A 26,990-nucleotide genomic window follows, 5' to 3' on the forward strand; every position below is an offset into this window, starting at 1 on the left:
CTTCCTCCTCTGCATAATAAAAAGCCTTCCGTCCCCGAAAATGGGACGAAAGGCTTGAAAGCTCTCCGCGGTACCACCCATGTTGCATTGCTGCCACTTGAGACGCCGGTAACGAGGCGTAACCCCGGTTTTCCCTACTCGTTTCAGGAAAACAGCTCCAAGGCGAGTTCACAACATCCGCTTATCGATTCACACCATCCATCGACTCTCTTTGAAACGGAACGTTCGCTACTAGTCCTCTTCAACGCTTGCTATTCATCGTAGTCTATTTTAGCCCATTCTGAAATTCAACGTCAACTTGATTTTTCTGTGACACGAATGTCTTTCATGATGACAAATAGCGTTAAGGCCAACGTAGCAAGTAGTAGAAGCATGCCGAAGACTGCTGTAATGCCGAACATGTCATAGACAAAACCAGACAACGTCGGTCCAATCATTCGACCGACGGATGCTGCGATATTGACGAGCCCTTGGTATTGCCCAGCTTTCCCAGGTGGGGCAAGCTTCGCCGCAATCGTCGGAACAGCTGGCCAGACAAACATCTCCCCGATGGTCATGACAACCATCGCGACCATGAACATCCCGAATCCACCAGCGAATGGGACAATCAAGAACGCACCGAGGAAGATGGATGCCCCGATGATCAATTGACGTTTTAAGTCGTCCTCAAACTGTCGTAAGACGCGGTTGAGCAACGGTTGTGCGAAGACAATCATCGCCCCGTTCACTGTCCAAAGGAGTGAGTATTGACTGATTGTGACGCCGAGATCTTTCGAGTGAACCGCAATCGTCCCCTGCCATTGAACATACACGAACCAAAGCACCGCATAACCGACGGCGACATACCACATCGATTTCATCGTCGCACTCGATAGTGTCGTGGCTGCCGCTTCTAGTTGCGACTGAACGACAGGACGTGCCGGATTTTTCAAATAACGCAGTCCAAACAAGAGCACTACGACAAATAAGACCGATAAGAAGAAGTTCGCATAAAAAATCCACTCGATGTTAAATCGAGCGATTTGACCACTCATTGCCGTACCGAGGGCGACCCCCACGTTTTGCGCGACGTAAATCGCATTGAACGAACGGCGTCCCCCTTCTGGCCAAATGAGACCCGCAAACGCATATACGGTCGGAAAGACGAGTCCACCTGAAAGACCGATCAATCCGAGCCATACGAGATAGCCGAAGAACGTGGCATGAAACAGTAAAAATCCAAGCGAGCTCGCGAGCAAGAGACCGACAGAAATCATCAACGTCGTCTTCCCACCGATTCGATCGAATAGCGTCCCTCCGATGTAGTTCCCGACAATCGCGAGTGCCGAGTTCACAAGAAGCGCCACCCCAGCAAGCGTCATCGACTCACCTAAAAAATCATGAATATACAGTGTGTTAAATGGCCATAAAAAAGACGCCGCCGTTGTATTGAGCGCCATCGCAATGACTAAAATCCATACCGAAATTGGCATTTTATTGTTCACACCAAGTCCTCCTTTCATTCTTCTTTCACATTAAAAAAATCGGCACAAAAAGGCCGAATCGACAAGATTTCCTTATCAAACCTAAACGAACGCCAACGAAGTGTCAAGAAAAATTACTTATTATGAAGTTTTGTCATTTTCCGTTTGTGATAGGATGAGCAAGGAAGGAGAGATGAACATGAATCCATTCGGTCAAAATCGCTACCATACACTAAATGAGGCGTATCGCCGAGAGTACGGGGGCAAGGTGTTTAAAGTGCCACTCGATGGTGGCTTCACGTGCCCGAACCGTGACGGACGTGTCTCAAAAGGCGGATGCACCTTCTGTTCGGACGATGGAAGTGGTGATTTCGCGGGAAATGCTTGCGATCCGATTCCCGTTCAATTTGCAGAAGTGAAGGCTCGTCTCCACCGGAAGTGGAAAAATGCCAATTATATTGCTTATTTCCAAGCGTTTAGTAATACGTATGCACCAGTCGAGCGGTTACGTGAATTGTATGAACCGGCACTAAATGAGGATGGGGTCGTCGGTCTCTCGATTGCGACACGTCCTGACTGCTTGCCGGACGACGTCGTCGCCTATTTAGCAGAGTTGAATGAACGGACTTCCCTTTGGGTAGAGCTTGGTCTTCAGACCGTACACGACACCACCGCTAAAAAGATCAATCGCGGGCACGACTATCAATCGTTTTTGACCGGTCTTGCGAAACTTCGCCGTCACAACATTCGTGTCTGCGTTCATATCATCAATGGCCTCCCAGGTGAGACACCAGAGATGATGCTCGACACGGCACGAGAAGTTGCTAAAATGGACATACAAGGAATCAAGATCCATTTACTTCACGTCTTGAAACACACACCGCTCGCCCGTCAATATGAGAAAGGACTGCTCGACTTGATGGAGGAAGACACATACGTCTCCCTCGTCTGTGATCAACTCGAACGGATTCCCCCCGAGGTGATCGTCCATCGTTTGACAGGAGACGGTCCTCCCGACCTCTTGATCGGTCCGCTATGGAGCCGTCACAAGATGCAGGTGCTAAACAAGATTCGTGCGGAATTGGAGCGCCGGGATTCTTTTCAAGGAAAAAAGAAGGATGAGATGTATGGGATTAATGAGAGTACTACCTTTTGCAAAAAAATTACTACATGACCATCTCGAGGAAGGTCAGGTCGCCATCGATATGACGGCCGGGAACGGACACGATACGTTGTTCTTAGCGAATGCTGTAGGCGAGACAGGACATGTCTATGCTTTTGATATCCAATCAGAAGCTGTAGCAGCCACAAAGGCGCGGGTTGAAGAAGCGGATGTCAGTGAACGTGTGACCGTGATTCATGATAGTCACGATACGGTCCAAGCGGTCGTTGAAAAGGAAGCGCGTCCGATCACCGCGGCCGTCTTCAACTTAGGGTATTTACCGGGAAGTGATAAATCGATCACGACACACGGAAATACGACGATTGCCGCATTATCCCAACTATTAGACGTCATGGTTGTCGGTGGCGTCATCGTCATCGTGATTTACCACGGACATGAAAGTGGGAAAGTCGAACGAGACGAGGTGCTTCATTATGTAGAGTCCCTCGATCAAAAACAGGCAGGCGTCCTGCGTTATGGATTTATCAACCAAGTCAATCATCCCCCATTCATCGTGGCGATTGAAAAACGTGCATAAGAAAAAGGCGGCTCATTAGAGTCGCCTTCTGTCATTCTTGAATCAATTCATAAAACGTCATGAGGGTTTCCGCGAATTTCGTGTTCAATCGTTCGTAACCAAAGTGTGGGAATCCTTCCAATCGCCGGATATACACTTGGTCCCCACCGATTTTTCGACAAACATTCAACGTCAACTTCACGTCCGCAAACTGGTCGTCTGGTGCATAGAAACAGGCGAGCGGAAGGCGTGGCAGATGCTTCTTCTCTTCCTGATGCTCGACGATTTCTTCTTCGATCTCCCGATATTGCGCATATGTGATTTCTCCGAATCGGGACGACTCGTCTCCGCCGCCAGTAAATGTCATCATCCCAAGTGGCAAGTCAGGACGAAAACGGTCGACAGCACTTGCGACGACTTGTTTCAACCCACCGATTTGACGAGTGGCATGCCAATCAAACAATGGGGAGATATATGTGAGACTCCCGAGTGGCACATCGTACTCCTGCAAAAGGCGATTCGTTAAGAGTGCGCCAAGACTGAATGCCACGACATGAATCGGTAATTTATATTCTCCTGCCTCGCGCAATGCTCGCTTGATTAGTTGCTTATGGTCACCCGCCGTCAATCCAATCGATTGTTCGCGGACGACGATGACTTCATACTCGTCTTCGAGCCGTCGAATAAAGTTCTCGCTGATCCGTGACGTGAATTGTAACGGATACACGATGACGATGACTCCTTTTCGTACTTCTTCATTTGCCATACAGCCGTCACCTCGTTTATAGACTACATTCATTGTATCAAAAAAACATCAGCCGCAACTGATGTTTAAATAAAATCCGTCTGGAGGCTTAGCTCGGGTCATATCGTAAATGGATGAGTTCCATCGGACGATCATATACCTCTTCCTGGATGCGATTCACTTCTTTGAAAGATTGATGCAAGAGGAAGGCGATTGCTTGCTCATTCGAATTCTCAACGTACACTTCCATCGGCTGTTCTTTTTTCGATTGAAGGTGGGCCAAAAAGGCTGCGCCGTAGCCGTTTCGATGATAATCGGGGTGCAGATAGAGGCGGAGCATCTCCCACATGTCACCGCGATCGATGGCATGACAAAATCCGATGACATCTTCTTCATATTCGCCAACGATAAAATACTGTTCTCGTGCTTCTTCACTTGAACTGATTGCTCGTACAATCTCTTCTTGCCGATACGCGCGTTCCATCGCTCTCGTTCGATTGGAATCATCCTGTGAAATGGTCGCCAGCGCGATGTTCCGAATCAGCGTCGCATCTTCTGGCACTGCTTCCCTCATGTTCATGACAGCTTCCCCCTTTTGGCCAATCTATTTGTATCATTCCCTATCCCGGTGTTTTTATCCTGCTCCTTCATTTCTTTTTCATGACGATTCATCAGAAAACGTTACGTAGACATTGCTCTAGGGTATAACACAACCAATGCCAATCAAACGAAGGAGTGGAACCACATGGAACCTAGACAAGAACATGACCCGAAAGTAGAACAGACAGCAAACCCGAACCGTCAATTTGATCAATTGGACGGGGGAAGTCCAAAAATCAGTGTCGTGACCGGGATGTTGCTCGGTGCACTCGTCGGTGGTCTACTCGCCTTACTTAGCTCCTCGAACCGGGAGCAGACAAAGCAATCCCTCTCGAATGCGAAATCGTCGGTCGGGGGCATCGTCAACGAAGTGAAACAAGATCCTGCCGGAAAGGCGTCTCAAGTCATTGAACAAGTGAAGTCGGCCTCGACAAAGATTCAAGAAGTCTCTACAGATGTCCAAAACGTATACGAAAAAGTCGTCGGGGAAGTCGATACCGTGAAAGAGGACGTCACTAAAATCGTCGAGACGGCTCAAGAGGCCAAGTCGGACTTACAGGACATCGGGGAGAAAGTCGTCGAAGCGAAGGATACGGCGCTTGGACAAGATCCGACAACCGATTCTTCATCCGATTCGAACAAACAGGCACCGCCGACAGCATAAAAAAACGACCTTTCCTCGGAAAGGTCGTTTTTGATGATTACGCGAAACGTTTCGCGCCTTCTTCAAGAATGGCTGCTTTATCTGTTTGCTCCCATGGGAGTTCGATGTCTGTACGACCGAAGTGACCGTAAGCTGCCGTTTGTTTGTAGATCGGGCGACGAAGGTCAAGCATCTTGATGATGCCTGCTGGACGGAGATCGAAGTTCTCGCGAACGAGTTCAACGAGTTCCGTTTCGCTCAATTTACCTGTGCCGAACGTATCGACAGCGATTGATACTGGGTGTGCAACACCGATTGCGTATGCAAGTTGAACTTCTGCTTTATCAGCAAGTCCTGCTGCAACGATGTTTTTCGCTACATAGCGGGCTGCGTATGCCGCTGAACGGTCAACCTTTGTAGGATCTTTACCAGAGAATGCACCGCCACCGTGACGAGCGTATCCACCGTACGTATCGACGATGATCTTACGTCCAGTCAAACCTGCGTCCCCTTGTGGTCCACCGATTACGAAGCGACCAGTCGGGTTGATGAAGTATTTTGTTTCAGCATCGATGAGTTCAGCAGGAATGACTGCCTCGATGACATGTTTTTTCAAATCTTCTTGAATTTGCTCAAGCGTGATTTCTTCAGCGTGTTGTGTCGAAATAACAATCGTATCGATGCGCACAGGGTTGTTGTCCTCATCATACTCGACGGTTACTTGCGTCTTCCCGTCCGGACGAAGGTACTCGAGCGTACCGTTCTTACGCACTTCAGCAAGACGACGTGACAACTTGTGTGCTAACGAGATTGGAAGCGGCATGAGTTCAGGTGTCTCGTTTGTCGCATATCCGAACATAAGACCTTGGTCTCCTGCACCGATTGCATCGAGTTCCTCTTCAGTCATCTGACCTTCACGTGCTTCAAGCGCCTGGTCAACACCTTGCGCGATGTCTACCGATTGCTCATCGATTGACGTCAAGACCGCACACGTTTCAGCATCAAAGCCATATTTCGCACGCGTGTATCCGATTTCGCGGATTGTTTCACGGACAACTTTCGGGATATCCACGTAAGTTGACGTTGTGATTTCACCAGCTACGAGTACAAGACCTGTTGTGACAGACGTTTCTGCCGCAACACGGGCATTCGGGTCTTCCGCTAAAATGGCATCCAAGATGGAGTCAGAGATCTGATCACAAATTTTGTCTGGATGTCCTTCAGTAACCGACTCTGAAGTAAAAAGTCGACGGTTCAATTTTGACATTCAAAAAACCTCCTATAATAAGGGTATTATGTGGACGGTACTCGTTCCCCTTACGCGTTGCTTTGGGACGGTAATGAAAAAAACCTCCCCCGATGACATACATGGGGAAAGGTTGAATCGTTCTTCCTTACCCTCTTATCGTTCGAAGCTAATGGCTTCGCTTCAGGATAGCACCTTTTCCGCACAAGACTTCATGTCGGACGGTTGCTGGGCTTCGTAGGGCCTTGTTCCCTCCACCGCTCAGAATAAGAGTATCCGTTACGAAAACCATCATATAAATGACACTCGATTATGTCAAGGGAATCGGACGAATTCGTAAAAGTTTTCACAGACTTGCAAAACATTTCTGTTTGTGAATCGTCAAACATTTTTTTATTTCGTTTCTTTTTTTTAACACCTTGTGATAAGAGAATGTGATAAAATGACTTTGTAAGAAAGCGCTTACTTAGAGAGAAGAAACGCTTGTGTTTAATTAGTGTGTCACATATAATTAAAAATGTCATACTGATTAATCGTAATCGCGGAAGTATGCGGATTTCATCCACATCTATTTAGGGGAAAGGTGGGATTCAGGATGGCGACAACGCTCCTGAAAATCGAAGAATTAATTAATGGTGCCGACATGTTACGGAACTTGACGGTTCCAGAGCTGGTGGAAGAAGCCATTCAAAATGGTGAAGGTGTACTGACAAAAGACGGGGCATTATCTGTCAGCACCGGTGCTTTTACCGGACGGTCACCGAAAGACAAATTCGTCGTACAAGATGAAGTCAGCAACAACCTCGTCGATTGGGGTAAAGTGAACCAACCGATCGCAGAAGAGAAGTTTTCAGCACTTCTTGACAAAGTTCTCGACCATTTAGAAAAGAAGGATAAGCTGTATTATCTAGAAGCATCCGCTGGTGCAGATGAACACTATACGTTGCCTGTCCGTGCCATTACGGAGTATGCGTGGCACAGTCTGTTCGCCAAACAATTGTTCTTACGCGAATGGCCGACGAAAGGTGCGTTCGACCCGTTCACGGTCATTTATGCACCGAGCTATAAAGCAGACCCTGCGGTCGATGGTACGAACTCTGAGACGTTCATTCTCGTCTCATTCGCCAAGCGCACGATTCTGATCGGGGGAACAGAATACGGTGGCGAAATTAAAAAATCTATCTTCTCCGTCATGAACTTCTTGCTACCTGAGCAGAACGTGTTATCGATGCACTGTTCGGCAAACGTCAACGATGCGAACGAAACGGCACTCTTCTTCGGATTGTCGGGCACTGGGAAGACAACGCTTTCGGCTGACCCTGAGCGTCACTTGATTGGAGACGACGAACACGGATGGTCACCGGATGGGGTCTTCAACATCGAAGGAGGTTGTTACGCGAAGACGATCAACTTGTCTCGTGAGAACGAACCTCAAATCTATGATGCGATTCGCTTCGGTTCATTGATTGAAAACGTCGTGTTGAATGGAGATCGTACACCGGACTATAAGAACATTTCCTTGACGGAAAACACACGTGCGGCATATCCAATCGAGTTCATCGACAATGCGATGCTCCCATCTCGCGCAGGTCATCCGAATACGATTGTCTTCTTGACGGCAGATGCATATGGCGTCTTGCCTCCGATCAGCAAACTGACGAAAGAACAGGCGATGTACCACTTCTTGTCGGGTTATACGTCAAAACTTGCCGGCACGGAGCGCGGTGTCACAGAACCACAGGCGACATTCTCGACTTGCTTCGGTTCACCGTTCCTTCCGCTCGCTCCAGAGCGTTACGCGGATATGCTCGGTAAATTGATTGAGGAACACGACGTGGATGTCTACCTCGTCAACACAGGTTGGACTGGCGGTGCATACGGTGAAGGTTCGCGTATGAAACTCGCTTACACGCGTGCGATGGTCAACGCCGCAGTCAACGGTCAACTTCGTGACGTCGACACGAAGAAACATGACATTTTCAACGTCGAGATCCCAGTAGCCATCGAAGGCGTACCGAGTAACGTGCTCAATCCACGTGACACGTGGAGCGACCCAGCTCGCTACGATGTCGAGGCGAAGGCACTCGCGATGAAGTTTAAAGAGAACTTCACACGGTTCACGAAAGCGAGTGAATCGGTCATCGCAGCCGGTCCACTGGTCATCTAATACGAAAGCACCGACTCATCGAGTCGGTGCTTTTGCTTGTTGTAGCATCCATTCCATCGCTTGTTCGGTCGTCTCCCATTTATCCCAAAACGGGAGTTGGTGTCCGAACGGAAGCACCCAAAACTCGGCCTGCTCACCTAATTTCTCGGCGACTGCCGTCGCATGGCGCAATCGGACCTGTTCATCATCCGTACCGTGGATGATCAGCGTTGGAGCGCCCCATTCCTTATAGAGCGGAGAACGTTCCGTATATGCCGTTTCTGCCGATTCAGGGTCCCCGCCCGTCATGCGACGTAACATCTTCCGCATCGAGCGCTGCTCTTCATACGTCCACTGTAGATTCGTCACACCGGCCCATGAAGTGACAGTGGTGACCGGTCGTTCAGATGCGAGAGAGAGTGCCATCATCCCACCGCGCGAAAAACCGAGCGCATGAATCGGTCGTCCACTCGTTTGGACGCGATCATAGAGTGAGAGTACGTCTTCTAAATCCTCTCCACCGAAGTCTTCTTTTCCCGTACCTCCGTGATTGCCTCGATAAACCGGGGCCACCACATGAAAACCACGTGCCGCAAATTGCATGAGTCGCGGCAACCGGACGTCTCCGATTCGTGCCGTCCCCCCTCGTAAGTACATCAATACCTGTCCGTTCGACCGTTTCGGTTCAATCGAATAAGCGACGACCTCTTCCCCATCATTCGTCGTATACCACCCACGCGTCACCCGATAACCGGCATAAGGTGGCAAGACGTCGACCCGATCAAACCAAGTGTTGCTCATGGAGCACCCTCATCGTTTCCGGTAAGACACGGTCTTTCATCATAAAACTGTAACGTGGATTCCGTAGTAGGTTGTCCGGCAAGACATCGATCAAGACGGCCCCATCCGTCTCGTCGACTGCGGGATGATCTTCGAATCGTTCGATTTCCGCAAAATAAATGTTTTTGATGACGGTGTCGCCGCGGCCGAGCACACGATACTGCCCCATGTATCGTAATGTCTTGACGACGCCTCCGGTCTCTTCATATACTTCCCGGATGGCAGCGGCATCCTCATGTTCGCCCGGCTCGACTTTCCCACCTGGGAATTCGAGCCCTCGTTGCTTATGTTTCGTCAATACCCATTTGTCCTTATATCGGGCGACGACCCAGACGTGGAGCGGCGTGTCTGAGAACGGATAATGGGTGAAGCTTAACTCGACTTGATTATGATAGTAATCCTTGAATGTCTTCATAGTCCATCCCTTTCTTTCCCCTGTCTACTCTCACTTTACCTTGTCTGCACCCAGTTTCAAACAAAAAAATCGGTCCGACACGCGGACCGATTCGTTTTCTTATTGATTCAAGCGTTTTTCAAGTTCTGCTTTTTGTTCTTCATACCCTGGTTTACCGAGTAATGCGAACATGTTCGCTTTGTATGCTTCAACGCCAGGTTGGTTGAACGGGTTCACCCCGAGGATGTATCCGCTCATTGCACATGCTTTCTCGAAGAAGTAGAACAAGTAACCGAGGTGGTAAGGTGTCATCTCTGGCAATTCGACGACAAGGTTCGGTACGTCCCCATCTGTATGTGCGAGGAGCGTCCCTTCTGTCGCCTTGTCGTTCACGAATTGGATTGTTTCGCCTGCGAGGAAGTTCAAACCATCCAAGTCTTGTGCGTCTTCTGGGACATTCATTGTGTGACGGACTTCTTTCACACGGATGACTGTCTCGAACAAGTCGCGACGGCCTTCTTGAATGTATTGACCCATCGAGTGAAGATCAGTCGAGAAGTCGACAGCCGCAGGGAAGATCCCTTTGTTGTCTTTCCCTTCTGATTCTCCGTAAAGCTGTTTCCACCACTCTGACACGTAGTGTAGAGCTGGTTCGTAGTTGACGAGCATCTCAATCGATTTACCTTTCGCATAGAGAGCATTACGTACGACTGCATACTGATACGCTTCGTTCTCAGCCAATTCTGGCGAGCTGTAGGCGTTTTGTGCATCGCGTGCGCCTTCCATCAAAGCATCGATATCGATTCCTGCAGCGGCAATCGGAAGAAGTCCGACCGGTGTGAGGACAGAGAAACGTCCACCGACGTCATCTGGAATAACGAACGTCTCGTAACCTTCAGCGTCCGCGAGCGTCTTGAGGGCACCACGGGCACGGTCTGTCGTCGCATAGATCCGCTCACGCGCTCCGTCTTGACCATACTTATCTTCCATGAATTGCTTGAGGACACGGAATGCGATCGCAGGTTCTGTCGTCGTTCCTGATTTCGAGATGACGTTGATTGAGACGTCTTTCCCTTCAAGCACTTGAAGCAATTCTCTCATATACGTTGAAGAGATGTTATGGCCCGCATAGAATACTTGTGGCGCCTTGCGCTCTTCTTTTGACAATACGTTGAAGAACGAATGTTGAAGCATTTCGATCGCTGCACGGGCACCGAGGTAAGAACCTCCGATTCCGACGACGACGAGAACATCTGAATTCTCGCGAATTCGTTCCGCCGCAGCTTTGATTCGTGCGAACTCATCTTGATCGTATTCGGTCGGAAGGTCGACCCACCCAAGAAAATCACTTCCGGCACCGCTCCGCTCGTGAATCACCGAGTGAAGAGTTTTTACCGTTTCTTGCATTTGGTCGATTTCATGCTTCCCTACGAATGAGAGCGCGTTTGAATAATCGAAACGTACAGTTGACATGTCATTTCCTCCTTTAAATCGCTCGTAAAAGAGCCATACATGACCCATCATAAACGGAAAGTCTAGATTCGTTCAATCATTATTGCAAAATAGGCAAGAAATCGCCTTATTTACTTAGTTCGAGAATATGCGCAACATCTTCCCGTTCGAGCGTACGGAAACGACCAAATGCACCACGTTTCATCGCAGAATCAAGAATCGCATCGAATGTCGACTCATCGATATCGTAGTCACGAAGCGAGTTCGGTGCACCGAGTTGATCGAAGAACGCACGGATGGCCTCGATTGTACGCTTCCCTGTCTCTAAATCCGTTGCACCTGGCTCCACATCGAACACTTCCGTACCGAGTCGAGCAAAGCGAGCCGCGTTGTCTTCATCCAACACATGTTCCATCCAACGTGGGAAGAGGATCGCGAGGCCCCCAGCATGCGGGATGTCATGGACAGCAGATACGGCGTGTTCGATGTTGTGCGATGCCCAGTCACCGGCTGCACCCATTTGAAGTACACCGTTCAATGCCATCGTACCTGAGAATAAGATGATGGCACGGAGGTCTACGTTTTCTAAATCGTTGACGAGTTTCGGTGCCGATTCGACGACCGCTTTCAACACACCTTCTGTCATGCGTTCTTGTACCGGCGCATGGTTCGGGTGGAAGTATTGCTCGAAACAGTGGCTCATCATGTCGACGATGCCATAAATTGTCTGGTCTTTTGGAACTGACACGGTGTAACGTGGATCGAGGATCGAGAATGTCGGGAATACAAGTGGGTGACCCCAACCGAACTTCTCTTGAGTCTCCCAGTTCGTGATGACCGATCCCGAGTTCATCTCCGACCCTGTCGCAGCGAGTGTAAGGACTGTCCCGAATGGTACCGCCTCTGTCGGGATATGTTCACGAAGTACGATGTCCCACGCGTCCCCGTCATATGGAATCGCTGCTGAAATCAGTTTTGTGCAGTCGATGACGGAACCGCCACCGACAGCTAGCAAGGCATCAACGTCCTCTTCACGCGCAAATTTCACCGCACGACGTACAGTCTCAATCCGCGGGTTCGGTTCAACACCTGAGAAGTCTACGTATGAGATACCGGCTTTTTCAAGCTCGGCCACGACTTCATCGTACGTCCCGTTCTTTTTGATGCTTCCGCCACCATAGACGAGCATCACTTTCTTCGCGTCAAGCGCTTCTAGTTCTCCACCTAATTTTTCGACCTGATGTGTTCCAAAAATTAGTTTTGTCGGGTTTTTGTATTCAAAGTTGTGCATAAGTTAACCTCCTCATAGAAATATGTAACACCTACACTATATACCCTGTTTTCACGGAATGAAAAGTATCGTGCTTACTGATAGATACGGTCGATGATGTGATGCAAGATGACCGCTTCCTCCGCTTGCCGATAGTTCAGCTCTTCTCCACAGGCCTCAAGGAAGAGTCGGATTTGCCGCTCATACGGGTCGTGTTCAGTCAAATAAGCTGGTCGCTCGTCAAACAATGCCCCAAATTTCTCCGTGTGAAGTGTGAGCGGGAACAGACTGGCTCCGGCTTTCGTGCCGCGACATTCCACTCGCATCGTATCTTTTTCCTCGATATTGGCCATGTAGCTGACGTCGAGTAATAAGGATGCTCCGTTTTCAAACGTGACCATCGCTCTCGCCGTATCCTCGACTGTGAGCGAACTCGCGTCCCATTCCCCCAGCAAGCCGACACCAGGACGATTCCCTAAGTACTGACCTACATGACCGACGACCTCTCTCGGTTTCGGGTATCCCATCAAATGAAGCGCCAGGTCTAACATATGCACACCTATGTCGAGTAATGCACCCCCGCCTTGCAGTTCTTTATTCGTGAAGACACCCCATCCCGGAATTCCACGCCGTCGAAGCGCGAGCGCCGTCGCTGCATAGATGTCTCCGAGTTCACCCGCATCAATCATTCGCTTCAACAGAACCGTATCCTCACGATGTCGGTAATGGAATCCGTAATGCAATGTTTTTCCGGCTCGTTTTGCCGCTTCTAACATCTCGATCGCTTCATTCTCTGAAATTCCCGGTGGCTTCTCACAGAGAACGTGACATCCTGCTTCAAGCGCAAGCAGCACTTGCTCTTTATGTAAGGCGTTTGGTGTACATATACTGACCGCATCGAGATTTTTGCGTGAAAGCATCTCTTCGACCGTCTCATAAACGTTTGGGATGCCGAACTGTCGTGCGACACGTTCCCCGTTTGCCCGTGTCCGGTTCATGACCGCTACCACATCCATGCCTGCTTTGACATAATTCGGGATATGGGCACTCGTCGCAATTCCTCCCGTTCCGATGATGCCAATCTTCATGCCATCCCCTCCTATTCGCTTTACAGTTTCGTCATTCAATCCGCCGATTCCTGTAAAATAAAAAAGGTGACCCGTTTAGAACGGGCCACCTTGAAACACTTACTTCTTGAAGTTTGTGTTTTTGATCCAGTCTTCAAGTTTGTCTTTGAGGACTGTGAATCCTGGAGCTTCTTCTTGCTTGAAGTTTGAAGATGCTTCGTTGCGGCGTGGCGCACGACGAGCTGGCTTCGCAGACTTCTCGCGTTTTGGAGCTTCTTGAGTCGCTTTCATTGAAAGCTTGATTTTTTTAGAAGCTTCGTCCACTTCAAGGATTTTCACTTCAACTTCTTGACCAACTTGAACGTAATCGTTTACGTCTTTTACGTAGTCGTGTGAGATTTCTGAAATGTGTACAAGACCTTGAGTCTCATCGTCGAGTGCTACGAAAGCACCGAAAGGTTGGATTCCTGTTACTTTACCTGTTAATACTTGATCTTTTTCGTATTTTGCCATTACAAACAACTCCTATGCTAAATTCATCAACTTACTATAACATACTTTTTTCGATAAAGTGTAGAATTTAGTAAAAAAGATTATTTTTGACGTGTTGGTATGTTTTAAAGTCGAAGTGCGGGGTAAATACAAATCAAGCAAGACTTCAAGTATTCCCCCCTGATTCCGCTAGGCGACTCGCCTAGCCCTTTTTTTGTTCAAAATGTCGTAAACGGCTTCTGATGACGAATCGGATAGATCGTTTCTCCAGCCATGTCGTTCAAAATGACCGCATTTCGATAGACTGCCATCCCGAGATTCGTCGCAGCCGGACCATGTGAATGCTCTATATTCGTGTGCGTAAACAACTTTCCGCCTAGCGACTCGCTCATGATCACCTCATACGTGTCACGGACTGCCCATTCTCCCTCTACTTCCCATACAACCGGGAGCTGATCTATCCAAGATGGGATCACCGGGCGATACCCCGTCGCCACGACAACGAGATCGTACTCTCTTTCAATCATTTCTCCCGTATACCGTTGGGTCCCTTTCAAACGATGTGTTAACCAATCATAAGAAATCGATTCCACTTCGACCTGTGTCATCATATCAGCCTTCGTCGCTTTCGCTTCTGCCGTCCGATGATACAAGGTCTCATAGATCGAGGTCATCGTCTCAGGATTGACACCATGACGGAAACGCTCGAATGACCCGAGTAGCTCTTGCCGAGCGTCGTACGGTAGCTTATGAAAATAATCGACATAATCCACACTAAAAATTTCATCCCCAAGCTTGCCTGCTTCGAGTGACTCAAATTGTTCGGAGCGTGTGATCCAGTCGACGCGTTGTTCATCCGTCGCTTCACGCAACAAGTCCAGAAAGACTTCCGCCGCACTCTGTCCGCTCCCCACGACCGCGACACGATATCGGTCTTTGAGGACGTCACGGTACGTCAAATAATCGCTCGTATGAATGACTTGTTCAAACCCGTCCGGCACGAATGGCGCCGCCCCTGTCCCTAGGACGAGATGTCTTGTATGAACTTGTGGCGATCGACCATCTGATTCGACGGTCACGAGGAAGCCCTCTTCTTCCACTACAACGTCAGACACATAATGATTGAAACGAATCGTCGACAGTTGATTTACAACCCATCGCAAGTAACGATTGTATTCCGTTCGAGGAATCTTATCTTGTTCTTGCGTGATAAATGTTTGGAGTCGACCCGTATCACTCAAATAGTTCAGAAAACTCGCCGAATGGGTCGGGTCCGCCAACGTGACGAGATCTTGTAAATAATGCGTTTGCATCGTCATCCCTTCAATCAACATGCCTTCATGCCACATCATCTCCGCGCGTTGCTCAAAGCAAATCCCATGCAGTTCAGTTTTTTCCGTAAGGGCCATGAGACCAAGATTATACGGACCACACCCGATTGCAACAAAGTCAAATCGTTTCATCATCTTCACCTCGCCCGTCTTTTCCCTTTCGTTATATCGCTAAAACGCCAAAGAACTCTCATGAATGAGAGTCCTTGGCTACTGTGACTTCAAATTGTTTCATGAAACGTTGAATCCGGAGAATCGCTTCTTGTAGTTGTTCGAGCGAAGTCGCATAACTCGCCCGGACGAATCCTTCCCCGCTCTCACCGAAGGCATTTCCAGGAACAACGGCGACACGTTCTTCGATGAGAAGACGTTCTGCAAATTCCTCACTCGTCAATCCAGTATGTCGAATCGAAGGAAAAGCATAAAATGCTCCACCTGGCACGTGCGTCGGTAATCCCGCCTCGTTCAGCGCTTGAATGAAATAGTTCCGACGTTGACGATAACTTTTCACCATGCTCGGCACGTGCTGCTCACGAGTCCGAAGTGCCTCGAGTCCACCGAATTGAACGAGCGTAGGTGCACACATCATGCCATATTGATGGACCTTCAACATCTCTCGTGTCACAACTTCGGGCGCGCATGTGAAGCCAAGACGCCATCCTGTCATTGCGAACGCTTTTGAGAAACCATTCACAACAATCGTCCGGTCTCGCATGTCGTGGAGCGTCGCGAAGCTGACGAATGGGTCGTCATAACAAAGTTCCGCATAAATCTCATCGCTGACCACCCAAAGGTCATACTTTGTCGCGAGTTCTGCGATTTGCGCGAGTTCGTCGCCATTCATCGTAGCGCCCGTTGGATTGGACGGGAAGCAGAGCAAGATCGCTTTCGTTCGTTCTGTGATGGCTTGCTCGACGTCATCCCGATCGAGTCGAAACCCTTTCTCTGGACGACACGCGACAGGCACGACGGTTCCACCTGCCAACTCGATGAGTGGACCATATGAAACGAATGCCGGTTCGACCACGATGACCTCGTCCCCTGGATTGAGAAGGGCACGGAATGCGATATCGAGCGCCTGCGATGCCCCTGTCGTGACAATCAATTCAGACGTCGGATCGTACTCGACTAAAAAGCGTTCTTTCATATAAGTTGCAATCTCTTCACGCAACTCGATGAGACCGGCGTTAGCACTATAGGCCGTATATCCTTCTTCGAGTGCGGCATAGCTCGCTTCTCGCACGTTCCACGGTGTGATGAAATCCGGTTCTCCCACCCCGAGAGAGACCACGTTATCCATCGTCTGTGCTAAGTCGAAGAAACGGCGAATGCCCGATGGCTTCATCGAGACGACTTGATTTGATAAAGACTTCATGGCGTGATGTTCAACCGCTTATCTTCAGTTTGTGGGGTGAACAAGATCCCGTCATGTTTGTACGTCTTCAATTTGAAGTGAGTTGTCGTCGACAAAACCGAATCAAGCGGCGAAAGCTTGTCTGAGACAAATGAGGCAACATCTTGAAGCGAGTTTGCCCGGATGACGACTTGAAGGTCATAAGCCCCCGACATCAAATAAAGCGCCGTCACTTCTGGGAAGCGATAAATACGCTCGGCCACGTCGTCAAATCCGCGCCCTCGTTTCGGAGTCACTTTAACGTCAATGAAGGCAGTGACATCGTGGCGATTGATTTTTTGCCAATTGACCATGGCACGAAATCCAAGGAGAATCCCGTCTTGCTTGAACTTCTCGAGCATCGACTCAATCGTCTCTTCATCGAGTGCCAACAAGTCAGCCAACATCTTCGTCTCGAGATACCCCTTTTCTTCTAACAATTCTAACAACTCAAGTTCTTTTGATGAATACATACTTATTCTCCTTCCGTTCGACCAGGTAGCACGCCTGTGAACGTTCTCTCTGTCTGTCTCACGTATGAACGTCGTTCCTCCTGAACGATATGGAAATTCTTCATCTCCATGTCTGTCAGACCGTGCTTTTGACAAAAACGATCAAAATAACGACGTCTCGTTTCATCCTGTATTGCTGATAGGTTGTCGGTCCCGTTGAACGCGTACAGTACCGTCGCACGCGCCGGGTGTGACACGGTGAATGCATCCATTACCCTTAACAAGAAATCCCAATCCCAGTAGTTATAGACGTCTTCGTCGAATAGGCCGATCGTGTCATGAATCGATTTGCGATACATCGTACCCGAAGGGATAAACGTCGAGTCCTGACGCATCCGCTCTCGATCGAACGCGTAAGCGAACGGTTCCCAGTCCGTCACGACACGACGGCCTCCTCTCCATTCGAAGCGGAACAGCTCAGCGTCCGAATAGACGAGGTCAGCCTGTTGAAGGTCGCGTAGCCCTGCCTCTAGATGTGTCGGCATGAGCAAATCGTCATCGTCTAGTAACAAGATGACATCGCCTCTCGCTTCGAGAACACCACGATTACGGGCACGAACATGATGGTTTTCACCCACTTCGATGACACGTGCATCCAATTGATTCAAAAAAGGCGCCAAAAGGTGTTGTTTTGGCGGCCCTTCATTATTCATGACCAAGACCTCAAACTGCTGAAACGTTTGGACCGTTAGACTTTCAAGCAGTTCCGTCAGTTCCGTCTCGCGCTTATAAGCCGGAATGACAATCGAGACAATCGGTTTCATCCGCGATATGCCGTCTCAACGAGTGGAAGAATTGCTTCCCAGCTCACACCGTTCTCCTTTGATACGGTCACAAAGTCACCATAAGCAAAGACACTCTCCACGCCTTCGATTTCAACTAACTTGGCGAGAAGCGGTTGATCTGTCGCTTCGCCCGCCTTCACACTTTGACTCTTGGCGCCAAACACGTTCTCTGGAAGTGTCACTTTCATCGCATTCGGATTCGGTGTTGGATCAATTCGTAACATTATTGGTTCCTCCTTATAGTTGGCAAGATGACGATGCGAGGAGTCGCTGCGCCATCTCGAAAATCTCTGTTTCTGGTGGACACGCATCGAACGCTTCAAGAAGCGTTCGGCGAATCACTTCGGTCAATTGTTCGGTAGAATCGACATAGGTTAATGCCATCATGACTTCATCAAACTCCGGTCCGTATGAACCTGCCCCATAACCGAGTGGGTCCCATGTTAATAATAAGTCTTCTGTACGCACTTGTTAAACCCTTCTTTTCGCTGAAATTCCATGTCCTACTTCACCAATCTACCTTACTTTTTACTCGGATACCAGCCTTGACAAATGGATTCATATTTCTTGATTCATCAGAACACTATATCTAGTATGAAATGAATATGCAGGTATTTTGATAAGTAACGTCAAATACAATCCATTCCACCTCAAACAAACGGATGAAATGTTTCATCAAGAGTGATGAAATCGAATTCATCAATTTGTGAAAAAACAAGCAAAGACAATACATAAATTTTTTTCATCTCAGTTCTCTGTCTCAAATTGGGTCATGAAGCCCTTTTGGAGCAAAAGCAAAAAGGTGACGGGCACATTCCAGAATGTCAAGGATTGAAAAACTAAATATAGGTGTTTTATGATTAAAAAGATAAAAAAGTGTCAATATATAGTTAACGGGTATTTTGATCGTTAACACGATATTGTGACAGGTAAGGAAGTTCTTATTATCCTTTTATAACGTCTACACCATCTAAAGGAGTGATCTATTTTGACATCCCCTATCCACCACGAGACGATGCTACCAGCGGCTCCAACGCTTTCTGACGTCTCTTCTCTTATTCAATCTATCCAGACACGGTATCCTCACTTAAGCGTAGAACGCTATGAAGAACGGGCGATTCGGGCGCTCGAGACAAAAACGCTAACACAAGATGTAGTATATGACTTATTGACGATGCATGCCCTCGATATGTTGAAAGCCGAAGAACCGGACTGGACGTTCGTGGCAACGGAAATGTACTTGAACCGCCTCTATCTTGAAGCGGCACGCAACCGCGGTTACGAAGCATCTATGCGTTATGGTAACTTCTATCAACTGGTCGAGACGTTAACATCAAAACGAATTTTCACGTCAGCGCTTCTCGATACGTATTCAAAAGAAGACATGGACCATCTCGAAACATTGATCGACCCATCCCGTGACCGTCTCTTCACATATATCGGACTCCGCACGTTGTCGGACCGCTATCTTGGGCGCGATCATGTGAAGAACCTTTATGAGCTTCCACAGGAGCGCTTCATGGTCATCGCGATGACGCTCATGCAAAAAGAAGATGAGACGACTCGATTGAAGCTCGTCGAAGAAGCTTATTGGGCTTTATCAAACCTTTATATGACGGTCGCGACACCAACGTTGTCAAACGCCGGTAAATCATATGGACAGCTCAGCTCTTGTTTCATTGATACAGTTGATGACTCCCTCCGTGGCATTTATGATTCGAACACCGATGTGGCGACGCTCTCAAAAGGTGGCGGTGGAATCGGTGTCTACCTCGGGAAAATTCGTTCACGTGGTAGTGACATCAAAGGATTCAAAGGCGTCTCAAGTGGTGCCCTTCCTTGGATGAAGCAATTGAACAACACGGCCGTCTCTGTCGACCAACTCGGTATGCGTCAAGGCTCAATTGCCGTCTATTTAGACATTTGGCATAAGGACATCTTCGAATTCCTAGACGCGAAATTGAACAACGGGGATGAGCGCCTCCGGACACACGACTTGTTCACAGGCGTTTGCTTACCGGACCTCTTCATGCGTACGGTCGAGGCACGCGGCGACTGGCACTTGTTCGATCCACACGAGATTCGTACCGTGATGGGATATAGCCTTGAAGACTATTTTGACGAATCAGAGAACGGTGGAAGCTTCACAGAGAAATATATGGAATGTGTCAACACGCCAGAATTATCTCGTGTGACAGTTCCAGCCATCGACCTTGTAAAACGTTACATGCGCTCACAACTTGAAACAGGTACACCATATATGTTCTTCCGAGACGCAGTGAACCGCGCAAACCCAAACAAACATGCCGGGATGATCTACAGTTCCAACCTCTGTTCTGAAATTGCGCAAAACATGTCGGCAACGACAATCGAAGAAGAATACACACAAGACGGAAAAATCGTCATCACAAAGACTCCTGGTGATTTCGTCGTCTGTAACTTGAGTTCAATCGCACTTGCTCGTGCCGTGAAAGCCGATGTGCTCGAACGACTCATCCCGATTCAAATGCGTATGCTCGATAACGTCATCGATTTGAATACGATCGAAGTTCCACAGGCGATGATCACGAACCAGAAGTATCGTGCAGTCGGTCTAGGAACGTTCGGTTGGCATCACTTGCTCGCACTAGAAGGAATCCGTTGGGAATCGGTCGATGCCGTTCAATATGCAGAGAAACTCTATGAAAAAATCGCGTATCTCACAATCCAAGCATCGATGGAACTCGCCAAAGAAAAAGGAGCATTCGGCGTCTTCGAAGGTTCAGAATGGCATACAGGCGAATACTTCAAGCGTCGGAACTATCGTTCACACGACGACCTCGATTGGGACGGTCTCGCAGCAGAAGTACATCAAAACGGCGTCCGTAACGCCTATATGATGGCCGTTGCACCAAACTCATCGACGGCGATTATCGCTGGTAGTACCGCATCGATTGACCCGGTCTACAAAAAGGTCTACTCAGAAGAGAAGAAAAACTATAAGATTCCAGTCACGGTTCCCGACTTGACGCCGGACACGAACTGGTTCTATAAATCAGCATTTGAAATTGATCAATTATGGAGCATCCGTCAAAACGCGGCTCGCCAGCGCCACATCGACCAAGCAATCAGCTTCAACTTATACGTGAAGAACGATGTAAAAGCGACAGAGCTTCTTGCGATGCACCTCGAGGCATGGTCTCTTGGCATGAAGTCGATTTACTACACTCGTTCGACGACTGTCGAAGTCGACGAATGTGAGTCGTGTGCTTCGTAAACCATCGTCATAATCATTATGTACATTTTATAGAAAGGTGGTCCACCCTATGAACATCGCAATCGTCTGTCATTCGATGAGTGGAAACACAGAAGAAGTGGCATCGCTCATCGAATCGACACATCATCGCCGTGGCGATACGGTCGTCCGCTATGATGCCGATCGCGTCGGATATCGCGAAGCTCAATCGCTCGCTTCGTTCGACCTCGTCTATTTCGGCTCTTACACGTGGGCAGACGGAATCTTACCAGACGAAATGAAAGATACGTTCCGCCTCGTGTTAAAGGAACTCCAAGTGCCGATTCGACAAGCTGCGGTATTCGGAACCGGTGACAAGATGTTTGTACATTTCTGTCGCGCTGTTGACGAGATGGCGTACCACCTTTCAAAATACGGAATCCCACTTGCCGGGGAACTGCTTAAAATCGAGCAGTCCCCACGTAACCAACCGTTCAACGTCCAACATTGGGCAGAGCGGATGGCTCACCATGTAGAAGAAGGAGTTATGCATCATGTCGATTCAGAAAATCAAATTATTGTCGCCCAAACATCCTAACCGGGCAACCGCCATCATTGGCGGGGAAACGAGTTCGATCGTCAATTGGAACGATATCGCGTATCCTCAGTTCTATACCATTTACAAACAGTTATTATCGAACTTTTGGATTCCTGATGAGATCTCAATGTCTAAGGATATGCAACAATGGCCGCAATTGACTGAACGTGAACAGGATGCATTCAAACGGATCATCGGACTGCTCTCGATTCTCGACTCGGTCCAGACACGATACATCCTCGAGTCTTCTATGTTCTCATCTGACTCGTCTGTACACGCCGTTCTCGCGGTCATCGCACAACAAGAGGTCGTGCACAATCAATCATACAGCTATGTCCTATCAAGTCTCGTGCCACTCGCTGAACAAAATCGAATCTTTGACATCGCCAAAGACGATGAAATGGTCATGAAGCGCAATCAATTCATCTTGGACTTATATGAAGCGTTCCGCGAGACTCCGAACGCTGAAAACTTTGCGAAATCGCTCGTTGCATCCGTCATTCTAGAAGGCATCAACTTCTATTCAGGATTCGCTTATTTCTACAATCTCGCCCGCCACCAAAAGATGGTCGGTACATCAACGATGATCAGTTATATCCAACGTGATGAGATGCAACATTCTTACTTCATCAGCCAGCTCTTACGTGCCGTGCTGACAGAAAATCCGAAGATTGATGAAAACGGAAAGTTCAGTCAGTTCGTATACGACACGATGGCAGAAGCGGTCGACCTCGAGATCGAGTGGTGTGAATACGTTCTCCGTGACCTCGATGGACTCGACGTCAGTGAAATGCGAGACTACGTCAAATACTTGGCGAATAAACGCCTCCGCGTCATCGGTCTGAATGACTTGTATGAAGGATTTGACGAAGATGTCATGCCTTGGATCCGTGCATACTCAGATGACTCGCTCAATGCGACAAAATCTGATTTCTTCGAACAAAAGTCACGTTCTTATGCGAAAGTGACAGACGCGAACGGATTTGATGATCTATAAAATTGAACCGAACCGATTTAATCGGTTCGGTTTTTTGTACATCAAAAAAACCCAGACAATCATGTCTGGGTTAATTCAAATCAATAATAAGTCTGAACATATTTGGCAATTCCTTCAGCCACACCTTCCGCCATTTGCTGACGAGACGTGTTACTTCGAAGGTAAGTCAAATCTGTTGGTGATGAGATAAATCCTAATTCGACGAGTGCAGATGGCATTGTATTATACGTAATAACGTAATAATTAGCTGTTTTCACTCCTCGGTTCGACATTCCACTCATTTTACCTGCCAAGTTGCTTTGAATGTTTGAAGCAAGGACACGACTTCGAGCGCTGTGCGCAGACTGAGAAGAATAGAACGTTTCTACCCCTTTCGCAGATGATGAACCGGCTGCGTTGACGTGCATACTTACAAACAAATCACCACGTAACGACTTCGCTGCAGCAACTCGCTGATCTAGAGTCAAATAGACATCAGTTGAACGAGTGAGACGTACATTGTAATCATATTTTGAGCGAAGATAAGCTTCTACACGTTTCGTTACATCGAGTACAATCGTTTTCTCATAGAGAGATCCATTAACTGCTCCTGGGTCTTTTCCACCGTGTCCTGGATCAAGGACGATGACTGTTCCAGTCGATGTGCTCGGCTTAGATGTCATCACGAATGCTGAAGAAATGAAAGCATCTTGTCCATTGAACTTGATTTTATGGAAACCATTGATTGTCCCATAATGTGAAACAGCTGTTCCGTGATTGAGTTGACCAACCACATTCGAATCAAGACTCGCTTTCGAACGAACGTTCAATACATCACCTGGTGTGTTGATGTATACCGTACCTTTTGGTGCAGCTTCCGGCGCTGCCGGGGCTTTCCCTTTCGTCAACCACGAACTCGCTGTGTAGTAGACTTTCGAGCCGATATGAACAGTCGACCAACTCGAATTGTACGCTTTGTATGAAACAGCCGTGTATTTCGGAAGAACCATGAGGACTTCCGAACTCTGATGGGTTTTCCCAAACAAGTTTACTGTACGGTTTGCATACCCTTGCGTGAGTCCATCATCCGGTTTCGTTGTCGTCGGAGGCTCTGTCGGCGTTTTCGACGTAGAGATCCAAGCTGTCGGTGTGTAATAAGTTTCACTTCCGAGATATACAATCGACCAGCTCGAGTTGTATTTGCTCGAGACGACAGCCGTGTTCACGGGGAGTACCTTCTTCACCGCCGAACGTTGATTCCGCTCAGCGAAGAGTTTCATCTCCCGGTTTGCATACCCGTCTTTTTTCTCTACACCAGTTTCCAATGTGCCTGCTGTGATGCCCCAAGTCGGCGTATAATACGTCTCGTTCCCGATATAGACAATCGACCAACTTGAATTATATTTACTCGAGACGACAGCCGTATGTTTCGGAAGAACTTTCTGCACTTTCGAACGTTGGTTGCGTTCAGCGAACAACTTCAACTCACGGTTCGCGTAGCCGTTTGTCCGCTCCACATTCGATTCTGTCAGTTTCGGTGCGATGTAAGCTTTGGCGGCATAGTACGTCTTGCCATTTAGGTAGACTTTTGCCCAAGAAGAATTATGAACGGCATACTTCACTTCCGTCCCTTTCTTCAACGTAGCGACAATCTTCGCCGATCGATGAGACGTGACTCGTACGTTTAAGTTCGCAGTTGTCACACCAGTAGACGTTGCCGCCTGCGTCGTTAGCGAACTTGCAGTGGATGAAAGTTTCCGAATGTACTGGGCCGAGGCATAGTATGTACGATTGTTTACATACACTTTGTGCCAGGACTGATTATACGTTCCATACTTTACTTTCGTGCTTTTTGGTAATGTTTTCACTACCTTCCCACTCAGACTAGGGGATGTACGAATGTTCAAATTGACAGTCGTCTCTCCATCGTAAGTAGCAGCTTCAGCAGACGGAAGTTGCATACCAAACAAGAGGACCGTTAAGATGAGGGCAACTTTCAATAGTTTCATTTTCATCCAAAATATTCCTTTCTCATTGCGGCATTTCCTACTAACAACAATTTCATATTAGCATAATGCTTTTTTAAAAAAAGTAAATATTTGAAAAAAAGATGAATGTTTTTGATAAAAAGGTAAATGTTTTTATTTGACCGGTCGGATGATCAGAAACGTCTCCGCACCGTAACGTTCGATGGCGACAGTAAAGCCTTCTTTAATCGAAGGATTCTCTGTAACAATCAATCCATCTCGTTTCTGTTGAATTACAAATCCGTCCAATCCTTCAATCGCTGCAATGCGACAAAAACGCTCGATATGTTGTTCTCGTTCTATATATCGGTCGAATCGCTCAAACGATTTAACTGGGACTCCGCCCCAATAGCGACCTGGCTGATGTGATAGATAAGTACGCACCGATGTCTCCGTAATCGGATCCGGCGTATGATCAAATCGTCCGAAGTCCCGGGCCGACTTCTCTTCGATAAGGGCAAAGAGTGAATCGAACAGATTGAGATGGTAAGACTCTCCAAGAGACAAAGCGGCACGCTGCAATTGCTCGATATGATGCTGTAGTGATTGACCTTTACGATTCGGTTTTAACTTCTTATCGCCTTCATAAGCGTTCAAAATCCGCGCCACTTCCCCTGCCTCTTCAACAATTTGAAAATACAGTTTCTCTTTCGATTCTCCTCCCTCTGCCTCTGGTTGTTGCAATGCAATCGCATACTGGTTTGCCAGACACGTGGAGATCACTAGTACATCAAGTAACTCCTCTTTCAACTCATCCCGCGCCTCTCTCCTTAACGCGCCACCTACTTCTCCTACCTCTTCTAACAATCGTGCTAGCCCGGATAAAGGTCTCCAGTAACCACCTAAATGAAGAATCATCGTATCGATTTTCTGTTGAACTTCTCTCACGTTCATTCACCTATCTTTCTGCTTTATTTACCGCTTACATGATATACTATGCTCAACCTAGTTGTCCGGAAAGGGTGGGTTCCACATGTCGTCGGCAAGACTTTGGCAATTGCTTCGATTCATTCTCGTCGTTATCGGTTTCTTTTTAATCACTTGGCTATTGAATATACTTTTCGAATATACATATCCGTTCGTATTTGCCTTGCTCTTGTCCTTGATGACCGTCCCGCTCGTCAACTTTTTCGAGCGAAAATCAAATATGCCTCGTGCACTCGGCACTCTCATTTCCTTGATCATCGTGCTTAGCATCGTCGTCGGAATCATCACCATCGTCATCATCCAATTGATTCATTATGCAACGGTGGCAGCGGAACGACTCCCTGAACAAATTGAGACACTCACCGAGTTTATCCAACGACTGTTCAATGAGAAAATCGCACCGCTCGTCAATGATGCATACGAGAGCTATCAGCAGTTAAATCCCGGACAGACGACCTCGCTCGAGGGAGGAATCACCGAGCTCGGTGTCCAACTCGCCTCAGCGATTGGTGTCTTGTCCCGCGGAGTGGCCAGTGTGCTACAAAACATGTTAGCGGCGCTCCCGCTCGTCTTGTTGCTCGTGGTCGTCATTGTCCTCGCCTGGTTCTTCATCACAAAGGATTGGCCATCATACGTCAACTCACTGAATCGTCTGAACAAACGAAAAGGATTCAAAGAATTCGAGGAAGTGATGATCAACCTCAAGTCTGCCCTATTTGGATACGTCCGTGCCCAGTTCACGCTCATCTCCATCACATTCGGGATCGTCTTGATCGGGATGCTCATCCTTCGTGTTGACAACCCGCTCTCTTTCGCTTTACTTGCGGGGTTCTTTGACCTCTTGCCTTATTTAGGGGTCGGTACGCTACTTATTCCTTGGGCCGCCTATGCCGCGGTGACAGGTGATTGGTTCGTTGCCATCGGATTGGTCGTGTTGTATATCATCGTCATCGTCCAACGCAACTTGGCTGAACCGAAAATTGTCGGTTCCCATATCGGATTGAATCCACTGGTCGCACTCATCTCCATCTTCGTTGGATTAAAGCTATTCGGTGTACTCGGCTTTATCGTCGGGCCCGTACTCGCCGTCCTGTTGAAAGCCGTATACAATGCCAAAGTGTTTCATTACATATGGCGATTTATCGTCGGTCCGCCTACGACGACAGCAAAAGAGCGATGAAATGTTGATT

Annotated in this window: 26 protein-coding genes, 1 riboswitch and 1 other annotated feature; of the genes, 8 read left to right on the plus strand and 18 right to left on the minus strand. The window is 48.1% G+C overall.

Going from position 1 to position 26,990, the window contains the following annotated elements:
• Nucleotides 1–38: 38 nt before the first annotated feature.
• Nucleotides 39–254: a binding site (T-box leader), on the minus strand.
• 39 nt (nt 255–293) lie between these two features.
• Entirely contained in the window at nt 294–1,484 is a 1,191-nt protein-coding gene (locus tag GVY43_RS06110; protein WP_236548930.1) for an MFS transporter, read from the minus strand.
• Nucleotides 1,485–1,662: 178 nt separating this feature from the next.
• Between GVY43_RS06110 and GVY43_RS06115 the strand changes: the two genes are divergently transcribed.
• Nucleotides 1,663–2,637 (plus strand): TIGR01212 family radical SAM protein, encoded by a 975-nt coding sequence (locus GVY43_RS06115; RefSeq protein ID WP_159562567.1) that lies wholly within the window; start codon nt 1,663–1,665, stop codon nt 2,635–2,637.
• Complete coding sequence (locus tag GVY43_RS06120) at nt 2,591–3,163, plus strand: class I SAM-dependent methyltransferase (protein ID WP_159562568.1); 573 nt, start codon at nt 2,591–2,593, stop codon at nt 3,161–3,163. Before GVY43_RS06115 ends, GVY43_RS06120 begins: the two co-directional genes overlap by 47 nt.
• A 31-nt stretch (nt 3,164–3,194) precedes the next feature.
• Here the strand turns inward: GVY43_RS06120 and GVY43_RS06125 are convergent, their stop codons facing one another.
• Both GVY43_RS06125 and GVY43_RS06130 read right to left on the minus strand, forming a co-directional pair.
• Nucleotides 3,195–3,908, minus strand: a complete 714-nt coding sequence (locus GVY43_RS06125; protein ID WP_074036433.1) for an alpha/beta hydrolase — start codon at nt 3,906–3,908, stop codon at nt 3,195–3,197.
• A gap of 88 nt (nt 3,909–3,996) precedes the next feature.
• Nucleotides 3,997–4,467, minus strand: coding sequence for a GNAT family N-acetyltransferase (locus GVY43_RS06130; protein WP_159562569.1), 471 nt, complete (start codon nt 4,465–4,467; stop codon nt 3,997–3,999).
• 165 nt (nt 4,468–4,632) lie between these two features.
• Here GVY43_RS06130 and GVY43_RS06135 point away from each other — a divergent pair, with 165 nt between their 5' ends.
• Nucleotides 4,633–5,151, plus strand: coding sequence for a hypothetical protein (locus GVY43_RS06135; protein ID WP_159562570.1), 519 nt, complete (start codon nt 4,633–4,635; stop codon nt 5,149–5,151).
• A 37-nt stretch (nt 5,152–5,188) separates the two neighbouring features.
• On the opposite strand, the gene metK is transcribed toward GVY43_RS06135, so the two are convergent.
• Nucleotides 5,189–6,397 (minus strand): methionine adenosyltransferase, encoded by a 1,209-nt coding sequence (gene metK, locus GVY43_RS06140; protein ID WP_012726792.1) that lies wholly within the window; start codon nt 6,395–6,397, stop codon nt 5,189–5,191.
• Nucleotides 6,398–6,529: 132 nt separating this feature from the next.
• Nucleotides 6,530–6,649, minus strand: a riboswitch (SAM riboswitch).
• A 322-nt stretch (nt 6,650–6,971) separates the two neighbouring features.
• On the opposite strand from metK, the gene pckA reads away from it, so the two are divergent.
• Nucleotides 6,972–8,543, plus strand: a complete 1,572-nt coding sequence (pckA, locus tag GVY43_RS06145) for a phosphoenolpyruvate carboxykinase (ATP) (RefSeq protein WP_159562571.1) — start codon at nt 6,972–6,974, stop codon at nt 8,541–8,543.
• A 15-nt stretch (nt 8,544–8,558) separates the two neighbouring features.
• On the opposite strand, the gene GVY43_RS06150 is transcribed toward pckA, so the two are convergent.
• From GVY43_RS06150 to GVY43_RS06205, 12 genes are all read right to left on the minus strand, one after another.
• Nucleotides 8,559–9,323: a S9 family peptidase gene (locus GVY43_RS06150; RefSeq protein WP_159562572.1), complete on the minus strand. Its 765-nt coding sequence runs from the start codon at nt 9,321–9,323 to the stop codon at nt 8,559–8,561.
• Nucleotides 9,304–9,777 carry an RNA deprotection pyrophosphohydrolase gene (ytkD, locus tag GVY43_RS06155; protein ID WP_159562573.1) on the minus strand — a complete coding sequence of 158 codons (474 nt, stop codon included), beginning with the start codon at nt 9,775–9,777 and terminating at the stop codon, nt 9,304–9,306. Before ytkD ends, GVY43_RS06150 begins: the two co-directional genes overlap by 20 nt.
• A gap of 99 nt (nt 9,778–9,876) precedes the next feature.
• Nucleotides 9,877–11,229 (minus strand): glucose-6-phosphate isomerase, encoded by a 1,353-nt coding sequence (locus GVY43_RS06160; RefSeq protein ID WP_074036426.1) that lies wholly within the window; start codon nt 11,227–11,229, stop codon nt 9,877–9,879.
• A 106-nt stretch (nt 11,230–11,335) separates the two neighbouring features.
• Nucleotides 11,336–12,499, minus strand: coding sequence for an iron-containing alcohol dehydrogenase (locus tag GVY43_RS06165; RefSeq protein ID WP_159562574.1), 1,164 nt, complete (start codon nt 12,497–12,499; stop codon nt 11,336–11,338).
• A 74-nt stretch (nt 12,500–12,573) separates the two neighbouring features.
• Nucleotides 12,574–13,566, minus strand: coding sequence for a Gfo/Idh/MocA family protein (locus tag GVY43_RS06170; protein WP_159562575.1), 993 nt, complete (start codon nt 13,564–13,566; stop codon nt 12,574–12,576).
• Nucleotides 13,567–13,665: 99 nt separating this feature from the next.
• On the minus strand, nt 13,666–14,058 hold the full coding sequence (gene yugI / locus GVY43_RS06175) for a S1 domain-containing post-transcriptional regulator GSP13 (protein ID WP_074033496.1): 393 nt from the start codon (nt 14,056–14,058) through the stop codon (nt 13,666–13,668).
• A 197-nt stretch (nt 14,059–14,255) separates the two neighbouring features.
• The gene (locus GVY43_RS06180) at nt 14,256–15,500 is read right to left on the minus strand and encodes a lysine N(6)-hydroxylase/L-ornithine N(5)-oxygenase family protein (protein WP_159562576.1); all 1,245 of its coding nucleotides are present in this window, start codon (nt 15,498–15,500) and stop codon (nt 14,256–14,258) included.
• Between the two features lie 58 nt (nt 15,501–15,558).
• A complete protein-coding gene (locus tag GVY43_RS06185) occupies nt 15,559–16,743 on the minus strand; it encodes an aminotransferase (RefSeq protein ID WP_159562577.1) in 1,185 nt (394 codons plus the stop codon).
• Nucleotides 16,740–17,234: an Lrp/AsnC family transcriptional regulator gene (locus GVY43_RS06190; protein ID WP_012726802.1), complete on the minus strand. Its 495-nt coding sequence runs from the start codon at nt 17,232–17,234 to the stop codon at nt 16,740–16,742. The genes GVY43_RS06185 and GVY43_RS06190 overlap by 4 nt, the downstream gene beginning before the upstream one ends.
• A 2-nt stretch (nt 17,235–17,236) precedes the next feature.
• Nucleotides 17,237–18,037 (minus strand): glycosyltransferase family 2 protein, encoded by an 801-nt coding sequence (locus GVY43_RS06195; RefSeq protein WP_159562578.1) that lies wholly within the window; start codon nt 18,035–18,037, stop codon nt 17,237–17,239.
• Entirely contained in the window at nt 18,034–18,282 is a 249-nt protein-coding gene (locus GVY43_RS06200) for a NifU N-terminal domain-containing protein (RefSeq protein WP_074036416.1), read from the minus strand. Before GVY43_RS06200 ends, GVY43_RS06195 begins: the two co-directional genes overlap by 4 nt.
• Before the next feature lie 13 nt (nt 18,283–18,295).
• Nucleotides 18,296–18,526 carry a DUF1871 family protein gene (locus GVY43_RS06205; protein ID WP_159562579.1) on the minus strand — a complete coding sequence of 77 codons (231 nt, stop codon included), beginning with the start codon at nt 18,524–18,526 and terminating at the stop codon, nt 18,296–18,298.
• A gap of 532 nt (nt 18,527–19,058) precedes the next feature.
• Between GVY43_RS06205 and GVY43_RS06210 the strand changes: the two genes are divergently transcribed.
• Genes GVY43_RS06210 through GVY43_RS06220 form a run of 3 tightly spaced genes read left to right on the plus strand, consistent with a single transcriptional unit; the run spans nt 19,059 to nt 22,867 of the window.
• Entirely contained in the window at nt 19,059–21,314 is a 2,256-nt protein-coding gene (locus GVY43_RS06210) for a ribonucleoside-diphosphate reductase subunit alpha (protein WP_371730226.1), read from the plus strand.
• A 49-nt stretch (nt 21,315–21,363) separates the two neighbouring features.
• Complete coding sequence (locus GVY43_RS06215) at nt 21,364–21,870, plus strand: flavodoxin domain-containing protein (protein ID WP_159562580.1); 507 nt, start codon at nt 21,364–21,366, stop codon at nt 21,868–21,870.
• Entirely contained in the window at nt 21,827–22,867 is a 1,041-nt protein-coding gene (locus GVY43_RS06220) for a ribonucleotide-diphosphate reductase subunit beta (RefSeq protein ID WP_074036411.1), read from the plus strand. The genes GVY43_RS06215 and GVY43_RS06220 overlap by 44 nt, the downstream gene beginning before the upstream one ends.
• Nucleotides 22,868–22,947: 80 nt before the next feature.
• Here GVY43_RS06220 and GVY43_RS06225 read toward each other — a convergent pair whose 3' ends face one another.
• Together GVY43_RS06225 and GVY43_RS06230 are read right to left on the minus strand one after the other, a co-directional pair.
• Nucleotides 22,948–24,861: an N-acetylmuramoyl-L-alanine amidase gene (locus GVY43_RS06225; protein WP_159562581.1), complete on the minus strand. Its 1,914-nt coding sequence runs from the start codon at nt 24,859–24,861 to the stop codon at nt 22,948–22,950.
• Between the two features lie 126 nt (nt 24,862–24,987).
• A complete protein-coding gene (locus GVY43_RS06230) occupies nt 24,988–25,767 on the minus strand; it encodes a nucleotide pyrophosphohydrolase (RefSeq protein ID WP_159562582.1) in 780 nt (259 codons plus the stop codon).
• Nucleotides 25,768–25,846: 79 nt separating this feature from the next.
• On the opposite strand from GVY43_RS06230, the gene ytvI reads away from it, so the two are divergent.
• Nucleotides 25,847–26,980 (plus strand): sporulation integral membrane protein YtvI, encoded by a 1,134-nt coding sequence (gene ytvI, locus GVY43_RS06235; RefSeq protein WP_074036407.1) that lies wholly within the window; start codon nt 25,847–25,849, stop codon nt 26,978–26,980.
• Nucleotides 26,981–26,990 lie beyond the last annotated feature (10 nt).

Source organism: Exiguobacterium sp. 8H, assembly GCF_902506255.1.
Lineage (GTDB): Bacteria > Bacillota > Bacilli > Exiguobacteriales > Exiguobacteriaceae > Exiguobacterium > Exiguobacterium profundum.

Bases quoted from the DNA above. Each gene is read 5' to 3' on its own strand.
- GVY43_RS06115 (WP_159562567.1), top strand. From the start codon at position 1,663: ATGAATCCATTCGGTCAAAATCGCTACCATACACTAAATGAGGCGTAT.
- GVY43_RS06120 (WP_159562568.1), top strand. From the start codon at position 2,591: ATGGGATTAATGAGAGTACTACCTTTTGCAAAAAAATTACTACATGAC.
- GVY43_RS06125 (WP_074036433.1), bottom strand. From the start codon at position 3,908: ATGGCAAATGAAGAAGTACGAAAAGGAGTCATCGTCATCGTGTATCCG.
- GVY43_RS06130 (WP_159562569.1), bottom strand. From the start codon at position 4,467: ATGAACATGAGGGAAGCAGTGCCAGAAGATGCGACGCTGATTCGGAAC.
- GVY43_RS06135 (WP_159562570.1), top strand. From the start codon at position 4,633: ATGGAACCTAGACAAGAACATGACCCGAAAGTAGAACAGACAGCAAAC.
- metK (WP_012726792.1), bottom strand. From the start codon at position 6,397: ATGTCAAAATTGAACCGTCGACTTTTTACTTCAGAGTCGGTTACTGAA.
- pckA (WP_159562571.1), top strand. From the start codon at position 6,972: ATGGCGACAACGCTCCTGAAAATCGAAGAATTAATTAATGGTGCCGAC.
- GVY43_RS06150 (WP_159562572.1), bottom strand. From the start codon at position 9,323: ATGAGCAACACTTGGTTTGATCGGGTCGACGTCTTGCCACCTTATGCC.
- ytkD (WP_159562573.1), bottom strand. From the start codon at position 9,777: ATGAAGACATTCAAGGATTACTATCATAATCAAGTCGAGTTAAGCTTC.
- GVY43_RS06160 (WP_074036426.1), bottom strand. From the start codon at position 11,229: ATGTCAACTGTACGTTTCGATTATTCAAACGCGCTCTCATTCGTAGGG.
- GVY43_RS06165 (WP_159562574.1), bottom strand. From the start codon at position 12,499: ATGCACAACTTTGAATACAAAAACCCGACAAAACTAATTTTTGGAACA.
- GVY43_RS06170 (WP_159562575.1), bottom strand. From the start codon at position 13,566: ATGAAGATTGGCATCATCGGAACGGGAGGAATTGCGACGAGTGCCCAT.
- yugI (WP_074033496.1), bottom strand. From the start codon at position 14,058: ATGGCAAAATACGAAAAAGATCAAGTATTAACAGGTAAAGTAACAGGA.
- GVY43_RS06180 (WP_159562576.1), bottom strand. From the start codon at position 15,500: ATGAAACGATTTGACTTTGTTGCAATCGGGTGTGGTCCGTATAATCTT.
- GVY43_RS06185 (WP_159562577.1), bottom strand. From the start codon at position 16,743: ATGAAGTCTTTATCAAATCAAGTCGTCTCGATGAAGCCATCGGGCATT.
- GVY43_RS06190 (WP_012726802.1), bottom strand. From the start codon at position 17,234: ATGTATTCATCAAAAGAACTTGAGTTGTTAGAATTGTTAGAAGAAAAG.
- GVY43_RS06195 (WP_159562578.1), bottom strand. From the start codon at position 18,037: ATGAAACCGATTGTCTCGATTGTCATTCCGGCTTATAAGCGCGAGACG.
- GVY43_RS06200 (WP_074036416.1), bottom strand. From the start codon at position 18,282: ATGTTACGAATTGATCCAACACCGAATCCGAATGCGATGAAAGTGACA.
- GVY43_RS06215 (WP_159562580.1), top strand. From the start codon at position 21,364: ATGAACATCGCAATCGTCTGTCATTCGATGAGTGGAAACACAGAAGAA.
- GVY43_RS06220 (WP_074036411.1), top strand. From the start codon at position 21,827: ATGTCGATTCAGAAAATCAAATTATTGTCGCCCAAACATCCTAACCGG.
- GVY43_RS06225 (WP_159562581.1), bottom strand. From the start codon at position 24,861: ATGAAAATGAAACTATTGAAAGTTGCCCTCATCTTAACGGTCCTCTTG.
- GVY43_RS06230 (WP_159562582.1), bottom strand. From the start codon at position 25,767: ATGAACGTGAGAGAAGTTCAACAGAAAATCGATACGATGATTCTTCAT.
- ytvI (WP_074036407.1), top strand. From the start codon at position 25,847: ATGTCGTCGGCAAGACTTTGGCAATTGCTTCGATTCATTCTCGTCGTT.